14 protein-coding genes are annotated in these 20,288 nt (G+C 60.6%); 4 read left to right on the forward strand and 10 right to left on the reverse strand.

Features of this window, described 5'->3' with window-relative positions; all coding sequences use genetic code 11:
* Window position 1: 1 nt before the first annotated feature.
* The 4 genes from pglZ (at window position 2) to Q4610_RS08605 (ending at window position 9,815) form a co-directional block, all read left to right on the forward strand.
* Window positions 2-2,503 carry a BREX-1 system phosphatase PglZ type A gene (gene pglZ, locus Q4610_RS08590; protein ID WP_304535597.1) on the forward strand — a complete coding sequence of 834 codons (2,502 nt, stop codon included), beginning with the start codon at window positions 2-4 and terminating at the stop codon, window positions 2,501-2,503.
* An 11-nt stretch (window positions 2,504-2,514) separates the two neighbouring features.
* The gene (brxL, locus tag Q4610_RS08595) at window positions 2,515-4,593 is read left to right on the forward strand and encodes a BREX system Lon protease-like protein BrxL (RefSeq protein WP_304535598.1); all 2,079 of its coding nucleotides are present in this window, start codon (window positions 2,515-2,517) and stop codon (window positions 4,591-4,593) included.
* 110 nt (window positions 4,594-4,703) lie between these two features.
* Window positions 4,704-9,449: a DEAD/DEAH box helicase gene (locus tag Q4610_RS08600; RefSeq protein WP_304535599.1), complete on the forward strand. Its 4,746-nt coding sequence runs from the start codon at window positions 4,704-4,706 to the stop codon at window positions 9,447-9,449.
* A 147-nt stretch (window positions 9,450-9,596) separates the two neighbouring features.
* Window positions 9,597-9,815 (forward strand): hypothetical protein, encoded by a 219-nt coding sequence (locus tag Q4610_RS08605; RefSeq protein WP_030089660.1) that lies wholly within the window; start codon window positions 9,597-9,599, stop codon window positions 9,813-9,815.
* A gap of 3 nt (window positions 9,816-9,818) precedes the next feature.
* Here the strand turns inward: Q4610_RS08605 and Q4610_RS08610 are convergent, their stop codons facing one another.
* From Q4610_RS08610 to Q4610_RS08655, 10 genes are read right to left on the reverse strand one after another with little or no spacing between them, the layout of a single operon-like run.
* Window positions 9,819-12,521 (reverse strand): conjugal transfer protein TraG N-terminal domain-containing protein, encoded by a 2,703-nt coding sequence (locus Q4610_RS08610; RefSeq protein ID WP_304535600.1) that lies wholly within the window; start codon window positions 12,519-12,521, stop codon window positions 9,819-9,821.
* Window positions 12,522-12,554: 33 nt separating this feature from the next.
* On the reverse strand, window positions 12,555-13,991 hold the full coding sequence (locus Q4610_RS08615; protein ID WP_030089662.1) for a conjugal transfer protein TraH: 1,437 nt from the start codon (window positions 13,989-13,991) through the stop codon (window positions 12,555-12,557).
* A gap of 1 nt (window position 13,992) precedes the next feature.
* Window positions 13,993-14,844 (reverse strand): conjugal transfer protein TraF, encoded by an 852-nt coding sequence (locus Q4610_RS08620; protein ID WP_030089663.1) that lies wholly within the window; start codon window positions 14,842-14,844, stop codon window positions 13,993-13,995.
* Window positions 14,825-16,552, reverse strand: a complete 1,728-nt coding sequence (locus tag Q4610_RS08625) for a conjugal transfer protein TraN (protein WP_304535601.1) — start codon at window positions 16,550-16,552, stop codon at window positions 14,825-14,827. The genes Q4610_RS08620 and Q4610_RS08625 overlap by 20 nt, the downstream gene beginning before the upstream one ends.
* A complete protein-coding gene (gene trbC, locus Q4610_RS08630; protein ID WP_304535602.1) occupies window positions 16,549-17,313 on the reverse strand; it encodes a type-F conjugative transfer system pilin assembly protein TrbC in 765 nt (254 codons plus the stop codon). The genes Q4610_RS08625 and trbC overlap by 4 nt, the downstream gene beginning before the upstream one ends.
* Window positions 17,310-18,338 (reverse strand): conjugal transfer pilus assembly protein TraU, encoded by a 1,029-nt coding sequence (gene traU / locus Q4610_RS08635; RefSeq protein WP_304535603.1) that lies wholly within the window; start codon window positions 18,336-18,338, stop codon window positions 17,310-17,312. Before traU ends, trbC begins: the two co-directional genes overlap by 4 nt.
* Window positions 18,335-18,982, reverse strand: coding sequence for a type-F conjugative transfer system protein TraW (gene traW / locus Q4610_RS08640; RefSeq protein WP_304535604.1), 648 nt, complete (start codon window positions 18,980-18,982; stop codon window positions 18,335-18,337). The genes traU and traW overlap by 4 nt, the downstream gene beginning before the upstream one ends.
* Window positions 18,979-19,503 carry a S26 family signal peptidase gene (locus tag Q4610_RS08645; protein ID WP_304535605.1) on the reverse strand — a complete coding sequence of 175 codons (525 nt, stop codon included), beginning with the start codon at window positions 19,501-19,503 and terminating at the stop codon, window positions 18,979-18,981. The genes traW and Q4610_RS08645 overlap by 4 nt, the downstream gene beginning before the upstream one ends.
* On the reverse strand, window positions 19,490-19,897 hold the full coding sequence (locus Q4610_RS08650; protein ID WP_304535606.1) for a type-F conjugative transfer system protein TrbI: 408 nt from the start codon (window positions 19,895-19,897) through the stop codon (window positions 19,490-19,492). The genes Q4610_RS08645 and Q4610_RS08650 overlap by 14 nt, the downstream gene beginning before the upstream one ends.
* Window positions 19,894-20,286, reverse strand: a complete 393-nt coding sequence (locus Q4610_RS08655; protein WP_291548993.1) for a hypothetical protein — start codon at window positions 20,284-20,286, stop codon at window positions 19,894-19,896. The genes Q4610_RS08650 and Q4610_RS08655 overlap by 4 nt, the downstream gene beginning before the upstream one ends.
* Window positions 20,287-20,288 lie beyond the last annotated feature (2 nt).

Raw genomic sequence — 20,288 nt, forward strand, 5'->3', positions numbered from 1 at the left:
CATGAATGATCGCATCGCAAAAGGGCTGGAAGCGGCTTTCGACCGTCACCGTATCGTGTTCTGGACCGATGCGGCGAGGGAGTTGCGCGAGACATTCGAGACACTGGAGCTGCCCGGTGTCGAGAAGATCCAGCTCGCCAACAACGAGTTCGCGGTGAAGCACAGGATCCTGCGCGAGGTGCCGCAGGGGCGCTTCCTGATCTACCGCGAAGGGCCTGAGCCGGTCCAGATTCACAATTGGCTACTCGATGTGCAGCTGGCCCACGGTACGTTCAAGGCCGACCAGGCAGCCCTGTGGCTGTCCGAACTGGGCCTCGGGCTGGGACTTGAGGATGTGGTGCGCGCCCATGCGGAGTTCTTCCGCTCGGCCCGCAGGCTCGAACAGCTAAAGCGACTTGCCCGCAACGACGACACGGCCAGCGCGTTGCGCCTGAAGATGCTAAGCGTCTGCGCCGGTGGCGAGGGCGGGTTCGATTCCGTTGTAGAGAGACTGCTGGCCGACCTGGCGGTGGACACCGACGAGACAATGCGCCTGATCGAGCGCTCTAGCCTTGGCCCGTTCCTGTGGGACCAGATGGGCCGCCATTATGGCTATACGGCCGTGCAGCCCAGCATCGAGGACTTCGCAGTCTCGTTGTTCAAGGCCTGCTATGCCATGGGGCTAGGAGAGGCAGGAGGCCTCTCTCCCGAGGCGCTGGTCTTCTTCCGCCGCTGGAAGAACAACCGTCACGCGGCTCAGGCCTTCGAGGCGCTATCCTCCTCCTATGCCAGTGTGCTGGGCGTACGGACGGATCTGGAAACACGCGATTTCCGGCACCTCATCGAGCTCGACTATTTCGAGGACATCGATCGGGCGATCATCGTCGCACTCGTGCGCGGGGTCGCGGCGCGAACGCTTGCCGCAGGTGATGTCGCAAGCTGGATCCGCCAGCGCCGCCAAAGCTATTGGTACGACCGTTTCCGCGATCTCTATGAGGCGGTCGGCTTCGCGGCTGACTTCCACGCGGCGATGGCGCAGGTAAACCTTGGCATGACCAGTCTGGCTGAAGGCGTCAGCCGCTATGCCGGGAGCTGGTTCCGCATCGATCAGCTATACCGCAAGTTCATCTACCACATGCAGAAATCGGGCCAGGCCAGCCTGATGGCCGAACTCTATGAGCAGGTAGAGAACCACTATGTGAATAGCTACCTGCTGCGCCTCAATGACAGCTGGCAGGTCCATGTCGATGCAGCACCGATGTGGGATGCCACGCCTGTGCCGGCCCAGCGGACTTTTTACGCCACCCAGGTAGCTCCTTATCGGCAGAAGGACCAGAAGATCTGCGTCATCATCTCGGACGCCATGCGGTATGAGGTGGCGGAGGAGCTATTGGCTCGTGTCCGTGGGCTCGATCGTTATGACGCAGAGATCGAGCCGATGCTGGGATCACTGCCGACCTATACCCAACTCGGCATGGCCTCGTTGCTTCCCAACCGCGACATGCGTATCGCTGACAACGATACCAGCGCGGTGATCGTGGATGGGCAGAGCTCGCAGGGCACCGAAAACCGTAGGAAGATCCTCGCCCAAGGACGCGAGGGCGACCGGACGACTGCATTGCTGGCCGACGACCTCCTTAAAATGCAGCGAGATGACTACCGGGCGCTGTTTCGCGATCACGACGTGATCTATGTTTACCACAATCTCATCGATGCAACCGGCGACAAACCGGCCACGGAGGATCGAGTATTCGAGGCTGCTGAGAAGACGCTCGACGAGCTGGTTCAGTTGGTCAAAAAGCTGGCGGCCGCCAATGCCAACAATCTGCTGATTACCGCAGACCATGGTTTCATTTACCAGCACCGGCCTATCGATGAGAGCGACTTTTCGGGTTCGGAAGTGGTTGGCGAAACCATCCTGTTCCGAAACCGCCGGTTTGTGCTTGGCCATGGTCTGAAACCCCAACAGGGGCTCAAGCTCTACAAGCCGGGAGAGGCGAGGTTGCAGGGTGATGTTGAAATCCTGATCCCCAAGTCGATCAATCGCCTGCGTCTTAAGGGCTCAGGTAGCCGCTTCGTGCACGGCGGCGCCACGCTGCAGGAGGCGGTGGTTCCAGTCGTCCGGATCAACAAGAAGCGTCAGAGTGACACGTCCATTGTCGATGTCGAAATCATTGGCAGCACAAATCAGGTCATTACGGCCAGCCAGATATCGGTCAGATTCTACCAGTCCGTTCCGGCGACTGAGAAGACGCAGGCACGCCGCTTGCGCGCCGGAATATTCTCGCAATCGGGTGAACTGATTTCAGACAGCCACGAACTCGTCTTCGATTTCCGGTCTGAAAATCCGCGGGAGCGCGAGCACCCGGTCCGCTTCCTGCTGTCTCGCAAGGCTGACGAGTGCAACGGCCAGGAGGTGGTTCTGCGCCTGGAAGAGCAGCACGGGGACACATCGCACTACAGCGAATATCGAAGTGCGCGCTACATCCTGCGTCGCAGCTTCACCAACGACTTTGATTTCTGAGGGCCCGGCGCATGACCGCACTTGATGACAAGATCAACGAACGCTTTCCTGGCCTTGTGGTCCGCAAGGACTTGGTGAAGGCGGTCAAGGGCAACGCGATCGTTCCGACCTACGTGTTGGAATATCTGCTGGGCCAGTATTGCGCGACCAACGATGAGGCGTCGATCCAATCAGGCATCGAGACGGTTCGGGAGATCCTGCGAAAGCACTACGTCCATCGCAATGAGGCCGGGCTTATCAAGTCCAATATCCGAGAAAAAGGTCGCTGGAAGATCATTGATCGGATCAGCGTCGCCCTCAATGAAAAGAGCGATACCTACGAAGCAAGCTTTGCCAATCTTGGCATATCCAAGGTCCTGATCGATTCCGGAACGGTAAAGACCCATCCCAAGCTTCTGGTTGGCGGGGTCTGGTGCATCGCCGACATCGAGTACGACTACACCGAAGACAAGAATGTGACCCCCTGGATCTTAGGCACGATGAAGCCCATCCAGCTGTCGCATTTTGACTACGAAGCTTATTTGGCAGCCCGCAACGGCTTCACAACCGATGAATGGATTGACCTTCTCTTCCAGACCGTCGGCTTCGACCCGGAGATGTTCGGTCGTCGGTCCAAGCTAATCCAGTTGATGCGTCTGATCCCGTTCGTTGAACGCAATTACAACCTGATCGAGCTGGGCCCGAAGGGCACCGGCAAATCGCACATATACTCAGAATTCTCACCGCACGGGATCCTGATCTCGGGGGGCGAGGTTACGGTGCCGAAGCTGTTCGTTAGCAACAGTTCCGGCAAGTTGGGCCTTGTCGGCTACTGGGATGTGGTGGCTCTCGACGAGTTCGCGGGCAAGCAGAAGAAGGTCGACAAAGCACTGGTCGACATCCTCAAGAACTACATGGCCAACAAGACCTTCTCTCGCGGTGTTGAACCGCTGGGTGCCGAGGCCTCCATGGTCTTTGTCGGGAACACCAAGCATACGGTTCCCTACATGCTCAAGAACACGGATCTGTTCGACGAGTTACCCGACAAGTACTACGATTCCGCCTTCATTGACCGACTGCACACCTACATCCCAGGCTGGGAGGTCGGTGTGATCCGCGGCGAGATGTTTTCCAACGGATACGGCTTTGTCGTCGATTACCTTGCCGAGATCCTTCGCCATCTGCGCAACGACGACTATTCGGACCGCTACCGGTCGAACTTTGAGTTGTCGTCGGATATCTCGACCCGCGATCGGGATGGGGTTCACAAGACCTTTTCCGGCCTGATGAAGATCCTCTTCCCATCTGGTGAAGCGACGCCGGATGAAATGGAGGAGATCCTCAAGCTCGCCTTGGAGGGTCGCAAGCGGGTCAAAGATCAGCTCATGCGGCTCGACGCCACCTACCCGGACGTGGATTTCTCATTTGCGCGCAAGAATGGCGAAAAGGTGAAAGTGGCAACGCTCGAGGAAAACGAGTTTCCGAGCTTTTACTACCGGCGCGCTGGAGGGCTTGGCCTCCCGACAACCGAGCCTACAGGCGATGACGCGTCTGAAGCCGCAGCAGCGCCCCAGCTCGACGCAGGCGCAACAGCTGTCACCTCGGTTTCAGAGGGCCCGAAGACTGGCCATTTCACATACAACGAAAACCAGAGAGGCGTGACCTTCGACAATCTGTTCGGCCCCTATCTGGTCGGAGTTCAGAAGATCACGATCACCGATCCTTACATCCGAGCCTTTCATCAGGTTCGAAATGTGATGGAGTTCATCGAAACGCTTGCGAAAGCCAAGTCACCCGCAGATGAGGTCGAGGTACACCTCGTCACATGCGTGGACGGGATACGTCCCGAAAAGCAAGCCGAGAACCTTGGTGCGATCGCCGCATCTTGCGAAGGCGTCGGCATCACGTTCACTTGGGAGTTTGACGAGACCAACACGATCCACGCGCGACACATCGTGACCGACACTGGTTGGAAAATCGCCCTCGACCGGGGTTTGGACATTTTCCAACAGTACGAGCTCAACGATGCCTTCAGCTTCGCCAATCGGCTGCAGCAGTTCCGTTCTGTAAAGGCTTTCGAAGTTATCTACCTGAAGAATAACTCTGTTTGATATTTCAATCTCAAAGGAAGCAGAGTCGGGTATTGCGGTTAGATCTCAAAGAAGGTGTGAGATAGAATTTTTTGCTGCATTGTTATGAACAGTGGCCGAGGGGTGGGTCTGTGTTGGATTGCGATCGATCGAAGCTTGCCGATTTTGTAGATGATGAATGTAACCGACGGCTGCGTGCCTATGAAGCGCAGCCTCGCGATGCGAATGAACATTTTGAAACGGAAATTGAGGTCCTTTCCGGCGGTTATGCCTATCGCCAACTGTTCGAGCTCGTTCAGAACGCAGCCGATGCCATTCAAGAGTCAGGGGAGGCATCCGGGCGCATTCATGTTCGTTTGGAACCTTCACGGCTATTGGCGGCCAACACCGGGGCGCCGTTGGACCAAGACGGCATCGTCGCACTGTTGAATGCTCGAAGCTCGGCCAAGCGGGCGGGGCAGATCGGCCGGTTCGGTATCGGCTTCAAATCACTACTGAAACTTGGCGGAATCGTTGATATTGTCAGCCGTTCGATCGGGCTTCGGTTTGATCCGGATTGGTGCCGAGCGAAGATCCGAGAACATCTGGGATTGCCAGCCAATGCCCGCGCTCCAGGCATGCGACTGGCGCAGGTTCTCGATCCAAACGCTGAGGATAGCCCTCTCTGGAAGTACGGCGATTTCGCTTGGGCGACGACTGTGGTGTCGGCGACCATTACAGATGAAAAAGCGTACGAGCGCCTGACCAAGGAAATGGAAGACTTCCCGCAGGAGTTCGTTCTCTTCCTCGGCGCAGATGTTGAACTGACCCTCGAATTCGGGTTTGGCAAAGTCCGAAACATCAGCAAACGGCGCGAGAATGACGAAATCGTCACTTCCGACGGTACAAAGGACGAGCGCTGGCGGGTCTTCAACGAGACCGTAGCAATCCCCGATCCTGATGCATTGTCCGACGCTCAGCACCTTCAGGCTCGCGACAAGGTGCCATTGGCGTGGGCTGTCCCTCTAGGAGCGCGGGAAAGCCAGGGCCGGTTTTGGGCATTTTTCCCGACAAACACGCCTACCTTGGCGAGTGGGATATTGAATGCTCCCTGGAAGCTCAACAGCGACCGGACCAACATTATACCCGGCCCATGGAATGAGTGCCTAATGCTGGCAGCCGCTGATCTCATTGCGGCGAATATAGGCTACTTGGCCACGGAAGAGGATCCTGGGGCACCGATCTCGGCGCTCCCACGCAAACCAGATCGCCAAAACGATCCAGCGGTTCCCCTAGTCGAGGCACTTTGGGAAAAGCTTGTTAATCTGGAAATCATTCCGGATACATCAGGGCAACTGAAAACTGCGCGTGACCTCTATCGCCATCCGATAGAGGAAGTCGAAGTGGTCGAGCGCTGGGTCGCGCTGGCAGGCCCTAATTGCCATGCCAACCTGGTCCATCCCAGTTGTTATTCGAGCAAACCTCGTGCTTCGCGGCTGGAGGCGCTTCAGCGAGAACTTGCCGAGCGCCTGACGGGAATGGAGCGTCTGAAGCTGAACCGGGGCATGGCCGCGCTGCAGCAGGTGAGCAAGAAGAGCTGGCTGGAGCTGATAGCTCGCGAAGACGTGGATGGCGCGACCGCTTTCTTCGCGTTCGTAGGTGATCTCTTCGAAGCACGCCAGCTGAACAATTGGCAACTTCATGATCCAGTCGTAGTCCCGAGCCTGCGTGACGGCTTGGTAAGTCCGAGCAGGGCAATCATCGCGACGCCATCTGAAGCGCCAGCGGGACGGGCTCCAGTGCTGCCAGCTGTCGCATCCAATCCTAAATCTCGAGATGTCCTGACGCGTCACCTCGGCGTCAGTTCAATGGCCGATGCAGATTGGGAGGACTTGCTTAGCAGCGCATTCTCGAGGGCCGAGGATGACAACAGTTGGGAAAATTTCTGGCTGAACATCGAGGCTGCCCCCAACGACGCAGTCGAGGAGTTCTTCGATATCCATGGCGACGAAGAGATCTGCCTGCGCAATCTGGCCGGCTCCTTCGTGCCTCGTGGCGAATTGCTTCTTCTCGGAGAGCAGGAGCGCCAAGCCGCTCCGGGGCTTCTGCAGTTGGACCAGCAGTGGCACGCGGGGCACTGGCCACGGATACCAGGGCACTTGCGGGAGAGGTTCCCGTCATCTCAAACAGTGACCGTCACGGACTGGACCGAGCCTCTCGCCAAGCGAATGGCGCCGTTTTTTGCCGCCGTAAAGTCTGCCGGTTGGCGGAAGATGCCCGGCAATCCCAGGCATCATTTGCTGGATATCCTTGAGCTGGAATCTTGGCGAGGAATCGAAATGCCATTGGGATGGAGACTGCTCCCATCCCTCGACGGGCGCTTGGCAGCCGAGTTGACGCTCCAGCTAATTGAATGCGCAAGGGACGAACGTCTCTTTGCGAGCACAATCACCTATGCCCATACTACACGCTCGGAAAGCTATCCGAAACTCTCTTCGCGACATCCGTTTCTGTATTGGCTGAACGAATTTGGCCGAATTCAGATCGGACAAACCGTTTATCCATTGAAGCTGATTTCCCGCGAGCTTTCTGCGGTCTTATCCTTGGCCGGCGGCCCTGCGGCAGCGGCTACTGCTGCGTTCTACGAGTGGCTGGACGTCCCCGTTGATCTGAAAATCGGTTTCAACAAGACCGAAATGGATAGCGCGACAGCTTCGATATTTTGGCCGAACCTATTCGCAATCCTTGCCTCTTACGAAGGCGATTTTCGGGAATTAGTGCCGGCTTGGGAGCTCGGTGCCAGCTTTGGGCAGGTCCCCGAGATGGTGCCGACTTCGCAAGGCGCGATGCCACTCAGTCAAATCTACGTCACAGATGATCCCGTCGCTGTTGACGCGGTTTCAGCAGATGGCCGCGTCGTGTGTCTCGGACCCGCAGCGCTGCAGGCATGGATGAATGCCGGTGCGCGCTCATTGGAGAAGAAAGCTGAGATCAATTTCTCCGAGCGGTTGAGCGATCCTCTCAAGCTTCGCGAGATTTTCCCGGAGCTTGGAAAGATCATTGGCAACAAGGAACTGGCGAACGCGCATGCGCGCAAAGCGGATGCGGTTTGGGTTGCGGGTCTTTCTGAAACCACGGGCCCAATCGAAGGGCGCCCTGTGATTGCCCGTGACGCGACAGGCCTGTTTCTGCTCGACAGAGAGCGTTTCGAAGGCTTGAACTGGAACGACCGGATCTTGGCCGTGCTGACCATGCTCGACCGCCACGGAATGCTTCTCACCGATGTACCAAGCCTCATGGATCGGCTGGCGACCACGCGCGTTGACGATGCTCGGGCTCACGTTCGTAGTCAGCCTACCATCGAAGAGCGGCTACTTTGTGCAGTCGGGGGTTCGGCTGATGCTTTGATCGCTGTCCTGCCTGCGCCGGCGCGTCAGGCCGCAGGAAGCCGGATATCTAACCTCGACTGGGCGCGATTGGCGCTTGCTGTTGTCGGACCAAGTATTCTCGCCAAGCTGACCGACAGCTTGGCTGCGCAGGGGTTGGCGCCCCCGCAAAGGTGGGGCGGAGAGCCTGCCCGGTTATTCGTTCTTGACCTGGGTTTTCCCGCTGAGTTCGCAGCCAGTGCCAGCGTCAGGCGCGAGCCTGAACTCACGATCAGCGGCCCGATAGATCTTCCCGACCTACATGATTATCAGGACGAAATTCTGGAAGGCCTGAGGGAGCTGTTGGATTCCAGATCAGGACGTCGCCGTGCAGTCGTCAGCTTGCCAACTGGCGGTGGCAAGACCCGTGTGGCCGCAGAAGCAGTCGTCAAACTGGTCCTGAACAGTTCCGAGAAGCGAACTGCCTTATGGGTGGCGCAGACCGACGAGCTGTGCGAGCAAGCGGTGCAATGCTTCCGTCAGCTGTGGGTGAATGTCGGTACGCCCGGCGAAGACCTCCGAATTGTCAGGCTATGGGGAGGACAAAGCAATCCGGCTCCGCCCGAAGGCAATGAACCTGTTGTAGTCGTGGCCAGCATCCAGACTTTGAATGCGCGTCTAGAGGTTGCTCACCTTTCGTGGCTGGCAAAGCCGGGCGTCGTCGTGATCGATGAATGCCACCATGCAATTGCACCAAGTTATAGCTCGTTGCTGCGATGGCTCGATGTCCAGACCGGCAGCGAAAGCGAGCGTGAGAACGAGCCCCCGGTGATTGGACTCAGCGCAACTCCGTGGCGTGGCCGCGATGACGATGAATCGCAACGGCTGGCTGCGAGATTCGATCGGCGCTGGATGCCGCATGACCAGGAAGCCTTGTATGAGCGTTTACGCCGTAGACGCGTCCTCTCCGCCCTGCATTACTCACCGATCCGGTATAATCGGCAGATCAGCCTAACACCCGAGCAAATCAAATATTTCGATCAGTATGGGGAGCTCCCAGACAGCTTGATCGAGGAAATCGGCAACGATCCCGATCGGAACGAACGCATTCTGGAATGCGTCCTCAAAAGCGACGCGTCGTCGATCCTCCTCTTTGCGAACTCGGTCAAGCACGCCCAGTATCTAGCCGCACGTCTCCACCTGGCGGGCTGTTCAGCTGCGGCAGTGAGCGGGGAAACGGACCGATTGGCACGTCAGCACTTCATCAGACGTTTCAAAAGCGGGGAGCTGAAGGTCCTGTGCAATCATAGCGTCTTAACAACGGGGTTCGACGCGCCAAAGGCGGACATGATCCTGATTTCTAGGCCCGTGTTCAGCCCTGTCAGATATATGCAAATGGTGGGACGAGGGCTGCGAGGGCCCGCAAATGGCGGCACGGAAAGCTGCCTGATATCTACCGTCGAGGACAACATTCTCAGCTATCGTGATCGGCTGGCATATCACTATTGTCGCCGGTTTTTTCATTCACAGTGATCTTGCCGACAGCAAGTTGGCTGCTTTTGGCACCAAAGAAGGGGGACTGGGTCGGACCGCTCGCGAGTGCCGCCGATGACGATGATATTGCACTATGCGCTGCGCATGTTTCTGGTATGTTCTCTCCAATTAAGAGTGAGTGCAGCCATGACTGACAATCAAACCGAAGAGGCTAACCGGAAACCTGAAAAAGCGTTTGCTGGCTTTTCCGAGATAGATCAGGCGATCCGTGAGAATCGTCTGATGCAGTATCGGATCAAGAAAGCCTGGGCTGATCCGTGGTCTCGGACCCTGAGTATCACCGTCGTTCTTATCCTGGTCCTTTTCGCTGGTTTCGTGATTTATTGGGACTTTCTGAGGGCCTGACGCCTACCATTCTTTGACGTCATCGGCAGCCTCCGCACTCGCGCCTTGTGCCCCCTTTGTGATCGCGTCCAGACGCCCCCTAGAGCCGGAAACTTTCTGGCGACCGGCCCCCTGAGCCCTTTGCACCTCTTCATGCAGATCGCCGGCACCTACGCGGGGCACTGAACCGGCCCCGCCGCCGCCGGTTTGTGCCCGGCCGCGCACTGAGCCTGCGCTTGAGATAGCCGGTCGAGATACGGGCTGTCCGGGGACGAGTACGAGACGATCGTCGATTCCGTCGCGAAGCTGCTCGGCATAGCTTTCAATGAACTTTGCCTGCAATGCTTGGCCTTCAGGGCTGAGCTGGAAAGTGACATCGTCGAACCGCGCATTACCATAAAAATCGCGGTTGCTTTCGATCTCGGCGAGACCCCATTCTCGGTAGGCCTGCGACAGATTGAGGCTGCCAGCGGCGCTGTTTCCTTCGAAGAAAGACGCCTGGCTTTCGAGGCGATTGGCGAGCTCCTCAGCTCGGCGAGCCTCGATAGTGAAGCTCTGCGCTTCTGTCAGAGATGCGTTCATGCCGCTCGCGGTGCTCGTGATCGACGAGCTGCTTGAGGTGCTCACTGAGCGAACGAAACCATCGCGGGTGCTCGACCAATTGCGGCTGTCAGACATCTGGGACAGGCTCCCAAAGATCCGGGAACGGTCTTCGGACGCGATGCCGATGTCGCTGTCGGTCCATGCTTGGTTACGACCACCCTTGGCTCCGATATTCGCCGATGCCACTCCATTGGTAATGCCGGCACTTGCGCCAGCCTCTCCATTTAGAAACCAGGAAACAGTGATGTCATCGGCCGCTCTGCGCGATAGCCCGAATTGCCGCTGCAGATTGGTTGATGCCTGATCGACCTCGCTGAACGCGGTCTGGATGCTGTCGGAATTCGAGGTGCCGGTCGCGCTCTCGAAGGATGCGCCGCGGCTGAACTGGTCCCTGAGCTCGCGGAACTTCGTGACCGCGCTGGTCGTCGATTCCGTTGCGACATTCGCATAGGTCTCGCTATTGGCGCGGGCCTGCGATGCCATCGTCGAAAGGCGCGCCGTGAACTCCTGGCCCAGCGTCGGCGTGAAAGGATAGCTGGATGTCGGGATCTGGTCGTAGCTGCCGTCCGGAAAGCTCGTGGTCATTGCCCCGGTGTCGCTGAAGGTCCGCGTCTGCGGCGCGCCATAGGTGAAGCTCGGCGCGATCGTGCCTTGTGCGAACTGGCGGGTGAGGACACTCGAGTTTTCGAAGCTGGTGTTGCCGAGCGAGACGTTGCCGGTACTTGCCTCCCGGGCAGCTTCCTCGGCCGCGTTCTGGCTCGGGTTGAGGTAGCTCGTGGCATGGTGGGAAATCGCCATGGCGCCCTTGGCCACACCGCCTGCCAGGAACGGCACCGATGCGATGAGATAGCCTGCCAGCAGACCGATGTCGCTGTTGACGTCGGCCATGCCGGTAAAGCTCGCCAGGCTTAGGCCGTTACTGCCCGTGACCGCGCTCATGTCAGCCGCGCCCTTGTACATCAGCATCATGTGGAGGATCACAAACAGCGGTCCCCAGGCAGCGAGATAGAAGAAGCCCGTCACATAGCCCTTAAGTGCGACAGGTCCCGTCTTGGGGAGCAAGAACAGCGGGAACAGCACAGGGAAGAGGGCGTAGAACAGCACGGTCAGCACGACGTTCAGGAGCGGGACCCACTTCATGGCGTTGCTCGCAATCGAACCATAGGTCCGCTCGGTCTGAATGTCGGCGCGGGTCTGGGCGTAGACGTCGACATTGCCCGCGCCGCTGGTGCCGGACATCGAATGCATGGCCTGGCTCATCGCATTGATAGTCAGCGTCTGCTTGAAGATTTCGGTCGCGTTGGCCGAGACGCCGGTCAGGTACTGATAGGCCACCGGCAGGTCGGCAAAGAGCTTCGCCTTGGCGAGCGCGGCCGTCTGGTTGGGGTAAAGTTGACGGCCAAACACCGATCCCATCGCATCGACGAGGCCAGCCCACTGCGCATTGAGCGTGTCATAGGCCTCGCGGCAGGTCACGATGTTCGAGCTCACCTGGCCCGAAGCGGCATCCCGGGTCAGGAACCGCTGCGCGCGCGCCTGGCTTCCCGGCGCGATCGTCGCCCAGATGTCGCCGGTTTCCGCGAGCTCCTTCATCGAGTAGCGGCCGAGCAGAACGTCGTAGAACACGCATTGCCGGAAGTGCTCGTCGAGATTGGCAGCAAACTCCGGATCGGAAATCCGCAAGGACCGGGTCGCATCGTAGAGCCGCGCGCCGTAGATCATCCCGTTTTTCGAATAGTTGAGATCACCGGGCAGGCCAAACACCACTTCAGCCGAGCCCGTCAGGTAGTCGCCGACCTGGCTGGTAAAGCTCGCCATCAACGCAAGACCCAACGGCACGTTGCTGACATTGGCCGGGGCAAGGCTCGGATTGAGCCGGTCGGTCACATGGACATCGAGCCGCGGCACCATGAGGCAGGAGTAGATGAGCGTTGCGCCCAGGAACCAGTTGATCCAGGCGCGCCAGTCCTGATTGAACGCAAGGGTCAGGGCGGACAGGCCAAGCCCCATTACCATCACCACCTGGAGCAGGCTCTTGTAGCCCCCGTTGCCGGTCCAGGCGGCGACCGCCTGGAAGACGTTGACCAGATAGTCCCCGCCACCGACCGTGAAAATCTCGACCATGTCTGTTGTCCCGCCTTGATGTGGTTGGCCCGGTCAGTGGGTAAGGGCGCGGCTCTGGACGCCGCGCGACCAGTCCAGCGATGCGGCCATTCCGGGCGACATCGAGGCGGCCAGCACGTTCTCGATGAACGCCGTCTTCTCGATGATCTGGAGCACCGCATTGACCTTGAGATGCGTGTTGGCCTGCCGGTCAGCGAGCGCCTGACGCACGACATTGACCTGATTCTGCCACATGGCGATCTTGGCTTCGTCGGCCCCGATGAAGCTCGACATCGAGCGGCCCGCCTCGCTCACGATCCGGTCGAGCACGGCAAACAACAGGTCGACACTGGCGATCTCGGCCAGGGTCTCCCGGTCGTCGGTCGGCATGCCCCGGCCATAGGCCGCCTGGACGGTCAGGATCTTGTAGAGCGGGATAGACGCGACTTGCAGCAGTTCCTTTTGCTCTTCGCTGATCGCGGTGTCGTCCCGGATGGCCTGAACCATACCGCCGATGAGCGCAGCCACGCGCGGCCGCAGCGCTTTCGATGCCGGCAGGCTCAGCGACTTGAAGCCCGGGTTGAGGCACTTTTCCGGCTCGTCGCAGTCGAAAATGAGGACATTGCCATTCGCCGTGCCATCCAGCAGCGAAGTCACGAGGGTGGACGAGGCTTCGCCGACGATTGGCACGAACTTGCCCGGCTCATCGTCCTTTGGGGGCACGTATATTATCGTGCCGAGCAGCGTCATCGCATATTCGGCGAGCTCTTCGTCGAACCGGCCGCCTGGCGAGAAGAACGCCGACTTCTTGAGGATCGTCCAGGTGTAGTTTCGCGGCACCCCGGGATTGACGTCGTCATACTTGCCCGAGCCTTGCGCGGTCGTGCTCGATCGCTGCCCCCTTGTACCGCAACCATGCTTGGCCGCGGCATAGTCGGTGAAAATCCCTTCGGAGTTGCCGATCGCTTCGCAGATCGCCTTGTCGGCAAGGTCGCCCTTCGGCCAGATCCCGCCCACCAGACCCTGCGCCATTTCGCAGGAGTTGATGTTGAGGTTGTTCATGAGCTGAGCCTTCTGGCTGAACTCCTGCATGATCTTCGAGCATTCCGGGCAGACCGTGTCGATCGCCAGGCTGAAGGCAAAACCGACAGCGTTGTTCGCGACTGCCTTCAGCATCGCGACGATCTCGCTCGCGTTGATGAAGCTGAAGGACCCGGCAAAGATGTCGATGCCGCCGCAACCGGCGCGGGCGCGCGGCAGCTGTAGATTGGCGATGTTGGTGGTCTTCTGCGGGAACCGCGTCCAGACATTGCCGAGGCTGTAATAGCCGGCAGATTGCCCCTGGAATGCGGTCGGTCCGTTGACGTTGGCAGCGCCCCCGACGTCGTTCAGAAACGAGTCCATCGAACTGCCGACGTCGGCCGATGCGCCAGACAGAGGGAGGGCGAAGGGGAGGGCGGCTGCAAGAAGCGCAGCGACGGCTCTTTTCATCCTAGTAGTCACGTCCAGCTTCCTTCGATGTGAGGAGGTAAATCCGGTCCTGAAGCTCGTCGGCGCTCATGACGCCGTAGCCGATCGGAATGGGGCGGCCGGTCCGCGCGTCCCAGAGCACGACCGCTGGCGTGATCTTGGGCTCGAGCCCCATGCGGCTGCGCTGGTTGGTCTCGACCGTGTAGTTCGGGAAATGCCGCGACGGGCCGCCATCGGTCGAAATCGCGCGCACCGCGATATGCCAGGTCGAGGCAACGCTCTGCACGATCGGCGACATGACTTCGCAAGCGCCGCAGCTCTGGGCGAAGAAGTAGAAGAGCCCGTAACGCTCGGAAAGCTGGGCCATCGCGGCGTTCCGTTCCGCGCTTCGCGAATCCTGCCACTGGCGCTTGCCAAGCGTCGAGACCGGGCGCTGCAGCGTGTAGTCGAGCTCGGGATCCTGCCAGATCGCCCGCTGCCAGACGTCGCTGAAGAGCGATGCCCGGTCGAGCTGGGCGCGCTGGAACCGAATATAGGCCGTCACATTTGCTGGCGTCGGCTCGAGGATCGCCTTGGCCTTCAGTTCGCGCAACGTCGCCGTGATCGCGTCAAGTTGGCTGGTCGCGCTGGACGTAGGTGCTGGCGAGGGCGAATTCTGGCCCGGCGTCTTGGGCCGCTCGCAGTAAAACCAGTATCCGAGCCGCCGTTCCTCGCAATAGAAGCTATCTTGGCGCTCGGCCGATTGTGCGCTGGGCGGCGCATCGGTCCGGCTTGCGACCGACTGGGCGGTCGCCGGAGACAACTGGCAAACGGAATTGGCAATCGCGCAGGCGGCAAGCAGCCGCCACGCGACCTTACTGGCGGGCGCGGGCATAGTAGTCCTCGATCTTCTGTTGGATGTCTTGAGTTGCCTGCAGCTCGTCAGGCAGGCGGGCGGCGTCGGTAAACTCGGCGTAGACCTCGCTGAAGTCCATTTTCGAGAGGTCGAGCCGGGCAAACTCGTCGATGGTGAAACCCTGGCATTGCTCGGTCTTCGGCTTGCCCCAGGGCTTGTTCAGCTGCTGGCGGCCCTGTTCCTGCAGGATCCGCGAAAGCTTGGATTCAAAGCAGCAGTAGACCTTGCGCTTGGTCAGGCACACGCCAAGGAACGAGGACGAGCAATAGGTGCCGACGTAGGCGCACAGACCCTGCGCATCCTTCTGATGCAGCAGCATCTCCTCGCGGCTGCAGCCCAGCGCCACGAGCAGCTGGATGCCCGGGATAAGCGGGAAGCCCTTGCCCTTGCAGCAGTTGAGCACGCCGAAGACCTTGGACGAGCAGCTTTCTCGGGTCCCCTTGAACAGAGTGAGGTTGTCTGGATCGAATTCGCGGCGCGCCTGGTTCATCGCGTTCAAGGCGACGGCCGCGTCCTTGAACTCGTCGTTGGCCTCGCGCTGGATGGTCTCGCACGAGCCATCGATGCAGTAGACGTCGCCGTCGCAGATGAACTGGCCGGTCGTTGCAGGCTGGTCTGGAACCGGGCAATCATAGACCCGCTCCCAGGTGCGGCAGGGCTCCCCCGCGAGGCAGTCTTCGCGCACGAGCTTGCAGCCCGGAGTGGCCTCAAGTGTCTGACAGTCCTGTGCCTCGGTGAACTGCGCGCAGCTGTAACTGCGGCTCCATGCCCAGCAAGGCTGCGTCACGGCGATGCCATCGACGATGCGGGTCACGGGATCGCTGTCCGTGCATGTCTCGGTGTCCTGCTGGCACGAGGTATCAGCCGCAAGACCAGCACACTGGCTTTCATCGCGCGTGGTCGTGACGACGTTCTCGCCTGTCACCGTGTAGGGCGTCGCGCCATCGACCGGCGCCGTGCAACTGACGAGATCGACCCTGAGATCGCCCGAGTTACAGCCCCAGTAGATCCCGAAATAAGGATCGCACAGGTTGATCGGATAGGACTGCGTGACCGTGCATTGCGGCGCGGGGTAGCGGTTGCAGTTGTAGACCGAAGCCGGATCGACCCCGCTGCCGCCTACGCAATAGTAGCCGTAGACCTGCCGCTGCTCGACACGCGCGGTCAACGTCACGGGGCAGGTCCGCGTTTCCTGTGTCGCCGTATAGCCGACATTGCAGGTCGCCATGTAGCGCGCCGCGGTTCCGCTGGCCGGCGGCAAGGGCACGCACCGCCCTTGTGAACCGCCGATGGCCATTCCGCTCGTATAGGCGAGCGGGTCATCGCTGATCACATTGCTGCGCGCGATCGTTGCGTCGAGATCCTGCGGCGCAAACCGGGCGCGCCGATCCATCGAATCCCGCATGGCCTTGTAGCCTGTGTTGGTCGTCGCCTGGCTCGCCGCTTCGCGGCTCATCCGGTCAGGATCGTCGAAGTAACTCGACTGGCTTGGCGTGCTGCCGAAATTGGGAATGCGGCTCGCATCCGGGTTCGTCGTTGCCGCGCTTTGCGCCGAGGCTGCCTTGTCCCGCCCGAAAGCCTTGCCGTCGGCCTTGGCAGCATCGGTTGTGGTTTGGGCGTGGAGCGGGCCGACGAGGGTGAGTAGAAGCGCGCCCACGCCAGCGAGAGAGAGGACCGATCGTTTCATGGAACCTGCCTTTCAAGACGGGCGAGGTGCTGGGCGGCGAGCAAAGCACCGGGGCCGCCTCCGCGCGCGAAGGTCTCGAGCGCGTAAGCTGCGCTGACATTGCCGCTCATCCGGTCGTGCGGCGGAACCTGCGTCCGGCAATCGAACCCGTCGCACAGATCGAAGTCGCTGCTGGTGACGACGTAGGTGGGCACCGCCTCGATCCCGAAGGCGCGGAACAGCCGCGGGTCGATACCGACGCCGTCCAGCTGCTCGCCGGGCTTGGCAACTTTGGCCAATGCCGCCGTGAGAGCCTTGGCGCTGTTGCCGGGCAGCCCGCGCAATGCAACAACACCGCCAGCCTTGGTCACGTCGTCGATCATCGCACGCAGCGCTGCAGGCGGCATCGATAGTGAAGCAAAGGCGATGAACCTCGGCGCCTCGCCCATGCCTTCGCTGGTCATGGCGCCGGCATCGGCCACCATCCGGTCAAAATCGAACGTGCTGGCCTCACCAGGCTTCGCGTTCGCTGCAGCCTCACGGTTGTAGCGGCGGGCGTGCGCCTCGGCCTCGTCGGAGCTGGTCCTCGCTTCCCGCGCGAGGGCTTCGGCTCTGGCGCGGGCATTGGCAGACAGCGCGTCGGCATCGGGGGCACCAGCACTGGCCCGAGCCCGAATAGCGGCCAGATCAAGGTCCGGTTCGGCCGTCTGCGCCGAGGCGCCAGCCAAAGCAGCAAGGCTAGAAAGCGATGCGACTACAAGAAGATGAGGAAGTTTGTTCATAGCGCGCAGCAATTCCGCTTGCGCCAGACCAGGTAGCCCATGTCCTCGCCAATGGCGGGATAGACCTGGCCTGCCGACATGAAGGTGGTGGAGGCACCGAGGGCTGCGCAGGCGTAGCGGCCCTTGGTCTGCGGATTGGGATTGGTGGCCTGGAAGCGGTACTGCTGCTTGCGCATCACCGGCATCAGGTACTTGCCGCAAAGCCCTTTGCTGCCCATCGTCCCCCAGGCGACGAGCTCGCGGTGGAGCTTGTAGGAGAAGCGAGCGAGCGCGAGCCGCGATGCCTGCACATGGCCGATCGTTGCCGAGACATTGCCGTTGAGCGGATACATCGTGCCCTGGCAGCCCGCGCACCAGAACAGTTCATCGGTCGGCAGCTTGGCCGTTGCCGCCACGCAGTCCGCTGCACAGGCGGCAAGCGCCAAGGGATTGGCGAAGAGGACCGCCTCGGGATTGATGATCGCGGTTAGCTCGCTGTCCTGCCACAGCGGATCAATCTCGGTGATGTAGAGGATGTCGATCGAGCCGGACTCGAGGCACAGGAAATCGGCGACGATCTCCATCCAGTAGATCAGCGGATAGGCATACCAGTGGACATGCCACTGCGAGTTGTACTGCGTGGCGCCGCCGACGGCCGATGGCCCCGCCATCGACTTGAAGCCGATGTCGAACCCCGGATCGAGCTTCATCCCGCCGAGATTGACGAAGCACCATGGCTTCATGCTGACATCGGCGAGCCGCACCGGCTCCCAGAACCCCATCGCGATGCCGGGCCGCAAACCGCAGAGGCAAACGGGGAGAGCCGGGTTGCTGGTATCGGGACGGCTCGACGGCCAGATCTTCAGGCCACCGATCGAGATCGGAAACAGGCACGACCAGCAGATGTCCGTGATCGGATTGACGAACTTGCCAGTGCAGCGCCCGGGGCCGGCCGCAGCCTGGGCTGGAGCAATGGACACGACGCTCAGGCTGGTGAGCAGAAGTGCTCCGCAAAGCCATGAAAGAAGGCGTTTTTTCTTGCTCATGACGGCGCACGCTCCTTGGGAGGCACGGGCTGTTCGGTGATGAGGAGCGCGCGGCCCTGCTGCTCGACGGTTGTGGGCACCGCGCGAATGCCGAAGTGTTTCACCAGCGTGCCGCCCTGATCGAAGTAGAAGCGCCGCTGACGGGCCTTCATGAGTTCGAGCGGCGCACCCCGCACGAGGATGAGCTTTGCCTTGGTGCTGGCATAGCGACGGGTGGCCCAGGCGAGCTGTGCCGGGTCGTCCCCATCGAGAAAGACGAGCGGAGCCCGGAGCGGCACGGTATCGAGCGGATTGACCCGCGTGCCTGCGGCAATGATGACCCGGCCTTTGTCGTCGGCAATATCGCGCGGGGCGGTGATCGTCGGATCGAAGCGCCAGCTGCGCAGCGCCGCTGCGAGGGTAACGCCCGCGACCGGTTCTGGCCGGTTGACCCGGGCGATTGTCCGCCGCTTCAGCTCTTCGTTGAGACGGGCCGTTTCGCCGGTCTTCTCAAGCTGGGTGAGCCTCGCATGGATCTGCTGAAGCAGGTCCGGTTCGATGACCGGCCATACCGCGCCGTGCTGGCCGTAATCGCGAGCCATTGCCTGTGGTGCGATGGCCAGCGCCAGCGAAGTGGCGCATACGGGCAAAGTGAGGAGCCTCACAGGATTGGCCTCCCGACCCCGAGTATGCGCGGTCCACAGATCCAACCGATCGCGGCATAGCGACTGTCGAAGCCATCCTTGTGTTCGCTGGTGACGAAATAGCAGCCTTGCGGCACGCGCCCCGTAGGTCCAAGCGCCAGCGGTTCGCCGAAGCGGCTCTCAAGCTTGGCCTTGGCTACGGCCTCACCGTTGACGAAGTAGATGCGGTTTTGCTCGGTGATGATGTCGCCCGGAACACCGCTCACCCGCTTGCCGAACGGCTTGGGCTTCGCCCCGAAATGTTTGGATAACAAAGGCGAGGTGGGCGGGTCGAACAGGATGATGTCCCCGCGGTGCACGGGTGCCCCCCGGGTGACCCAGATGGCCCAGTAGGGCAGGCTGGGACTCACGTTGATCATGAATGCATGGCCCTGCGCAAAGGCGGCAAGCGAGGAGAGCGCCAGCGCCCCAGCACCGAGCCCGCCCCAAAGCACGAGCCGGCGCGCCAAAGCTGAGCGGATCAAGAGATCAGCGGGCTGCATTGGGAATGGCTCCCATGCGGCGCACGACGTCGGCACGCACAGATTGCGTCAGGTCGGGCGTGCTTCCGGCGACCACAGCTTCGGCAACCAGAACTGTCCGGCCTTCGCGGCCGAGCTTCTGCACCGAGGCTTCCACGGCCTTGAGGTAGGCCTGGACGCGCAGTCTGGTTTCTTCAGGCGGCCGACCGGCACGTGCTTCGGCTTCGATGAAGTCGCCCATGATCCGACTCAGCTGGACCGTGACGACCTCGCGTTTTTCCAGGGTGAGCAGCTTGTCCGTCGCCCAGACACCCCACAGCACCTGACCGATCATGCCGGCGCCGACCACGACAGTGGTGAGATTGATCGCTGAAAGCCGCCCGCGCAGGCTTGATGTTGCCAGAATGTTCTTCACAGCTTTTCTCCCGAAAGTTCGCGGTCGAGATCACGGATGAAGCGCGGCATGCGCCACACGACGACGAGCGTCGCGAGACCGATCAGAACGAACTTGCACTGGCCGAGGAATGTCACGCGCCGTGCGAGGTCGGCCGCCAGGAAGCGGTCACCGAGATTGGCGACATGGGCGAAGAAGGCATCGGGACTGCCGCCTGACAACAGCAGGAAGAACAGCAGCGGCAGACCCAGCGCCATCAGGTAGGATGAGCCGAGAAACAGGCAGCCGCGAAGCAGGATGTAGCAGCCATCGGCCATGCGCGAGCGCAAGGTCTGCACCTGCGGGCTGACGGGCTGTTCGTCTTCGGACGGGTCGGTCCGGTCGAACGGGGTGACGAGATGGAGAGGCATGG

It is taken from the genome of Sphingobium cyanobacteriorum, from assembly GCF_030580935.1.
Lineage (GTDB): Bacteria > Pseudomonadota > Alphaproteobacteria > Sphingomonadales > Sphingomonadaceae > Sphingobium > Sphingobium cyanobacteriorum.

Excerpts from the sequence above, each read along its gene's own strand:
- pglZ (WP_304535597.1), top strand. The coding sequence starts at position 2 with ATGAATGATCGCATCGCAAAAGGGCTGGAAGCGGCTTTCGACCGTCAC.
- brxL (WP_304535598.1), top strand. The coding sequence starts at position 2,515 with ATGACCGCACTTGATGACAAGATCAACGAACGCTTTCCTGGCCTTGTG.
- Q4610_RS08605 (WP_030089660.1), top strand. The coding sequence starts at position 9,597 with ATGACTGACAATCAAACCGAAGAGGCTAACCGGAAACCTGAAAAAGCG.
- Q4610_RS08610 (WP_304535600.1), bottom strand. The coding sequence starts at position 12,521 with ATGGTCGAGATTTTCACGGTCGGTGGCGGGGACTATCTGGTCAACGTC.
- Q4610_RS08615 (WP_030089662.1), bottom strand. The coding sequence starts at position 13,991 with ATGAAAAGAGCCGTCGCTGCGCTTCTTGCAGCCGCCCTCCCCTTCGCC.
- Q4610_RS08620 (WP_030089663.1), bottom strand. The coding sequence starts at position 14,844 with ATGCCCGCGCCCGCCAGTAAGGTCGCGTGGCGGCTGCTTGCCGCCTGC.
- Q4610_RS08625 (WP_304535601.1), bottom strand. The coding sequence starts at position 16,552 with ATGAAACGATCGGTCCTCTCTCTCGCTGGCGTGGGCGCGCTTCTACTC.
- trbC (WP_304535602.1), bottom strand. The coding sequence starts at position 17,313 with ATGAACAAACTTCCTCATCTTCTTGTAGTCGCATCGCTTTCTAGCCTT.
- traU (WP_304535603.1), bottom strand. The coding sequence starts at position 18,338 with ATGAGCAAGAAAAAACGCCTTCTTTCATGGCTTTGCGGAGCACTTCTG.
- Q4610_RS08645 (WP_304535605.1), bottom strand. The coding sequence starts at position 19,503 with ATGCAGCCCGCTGATCTCTTGATCCGCTCAGCTTTGGCGCGCCGGCTC.
- Q4610_RS08655 (WP_291548993.1), bottom strand. The coding sequence starts at position 20,286 with ATGCCTCTCCATCTCGTCACCCCGTTCGACCGGACCGACCCGTCCGAA.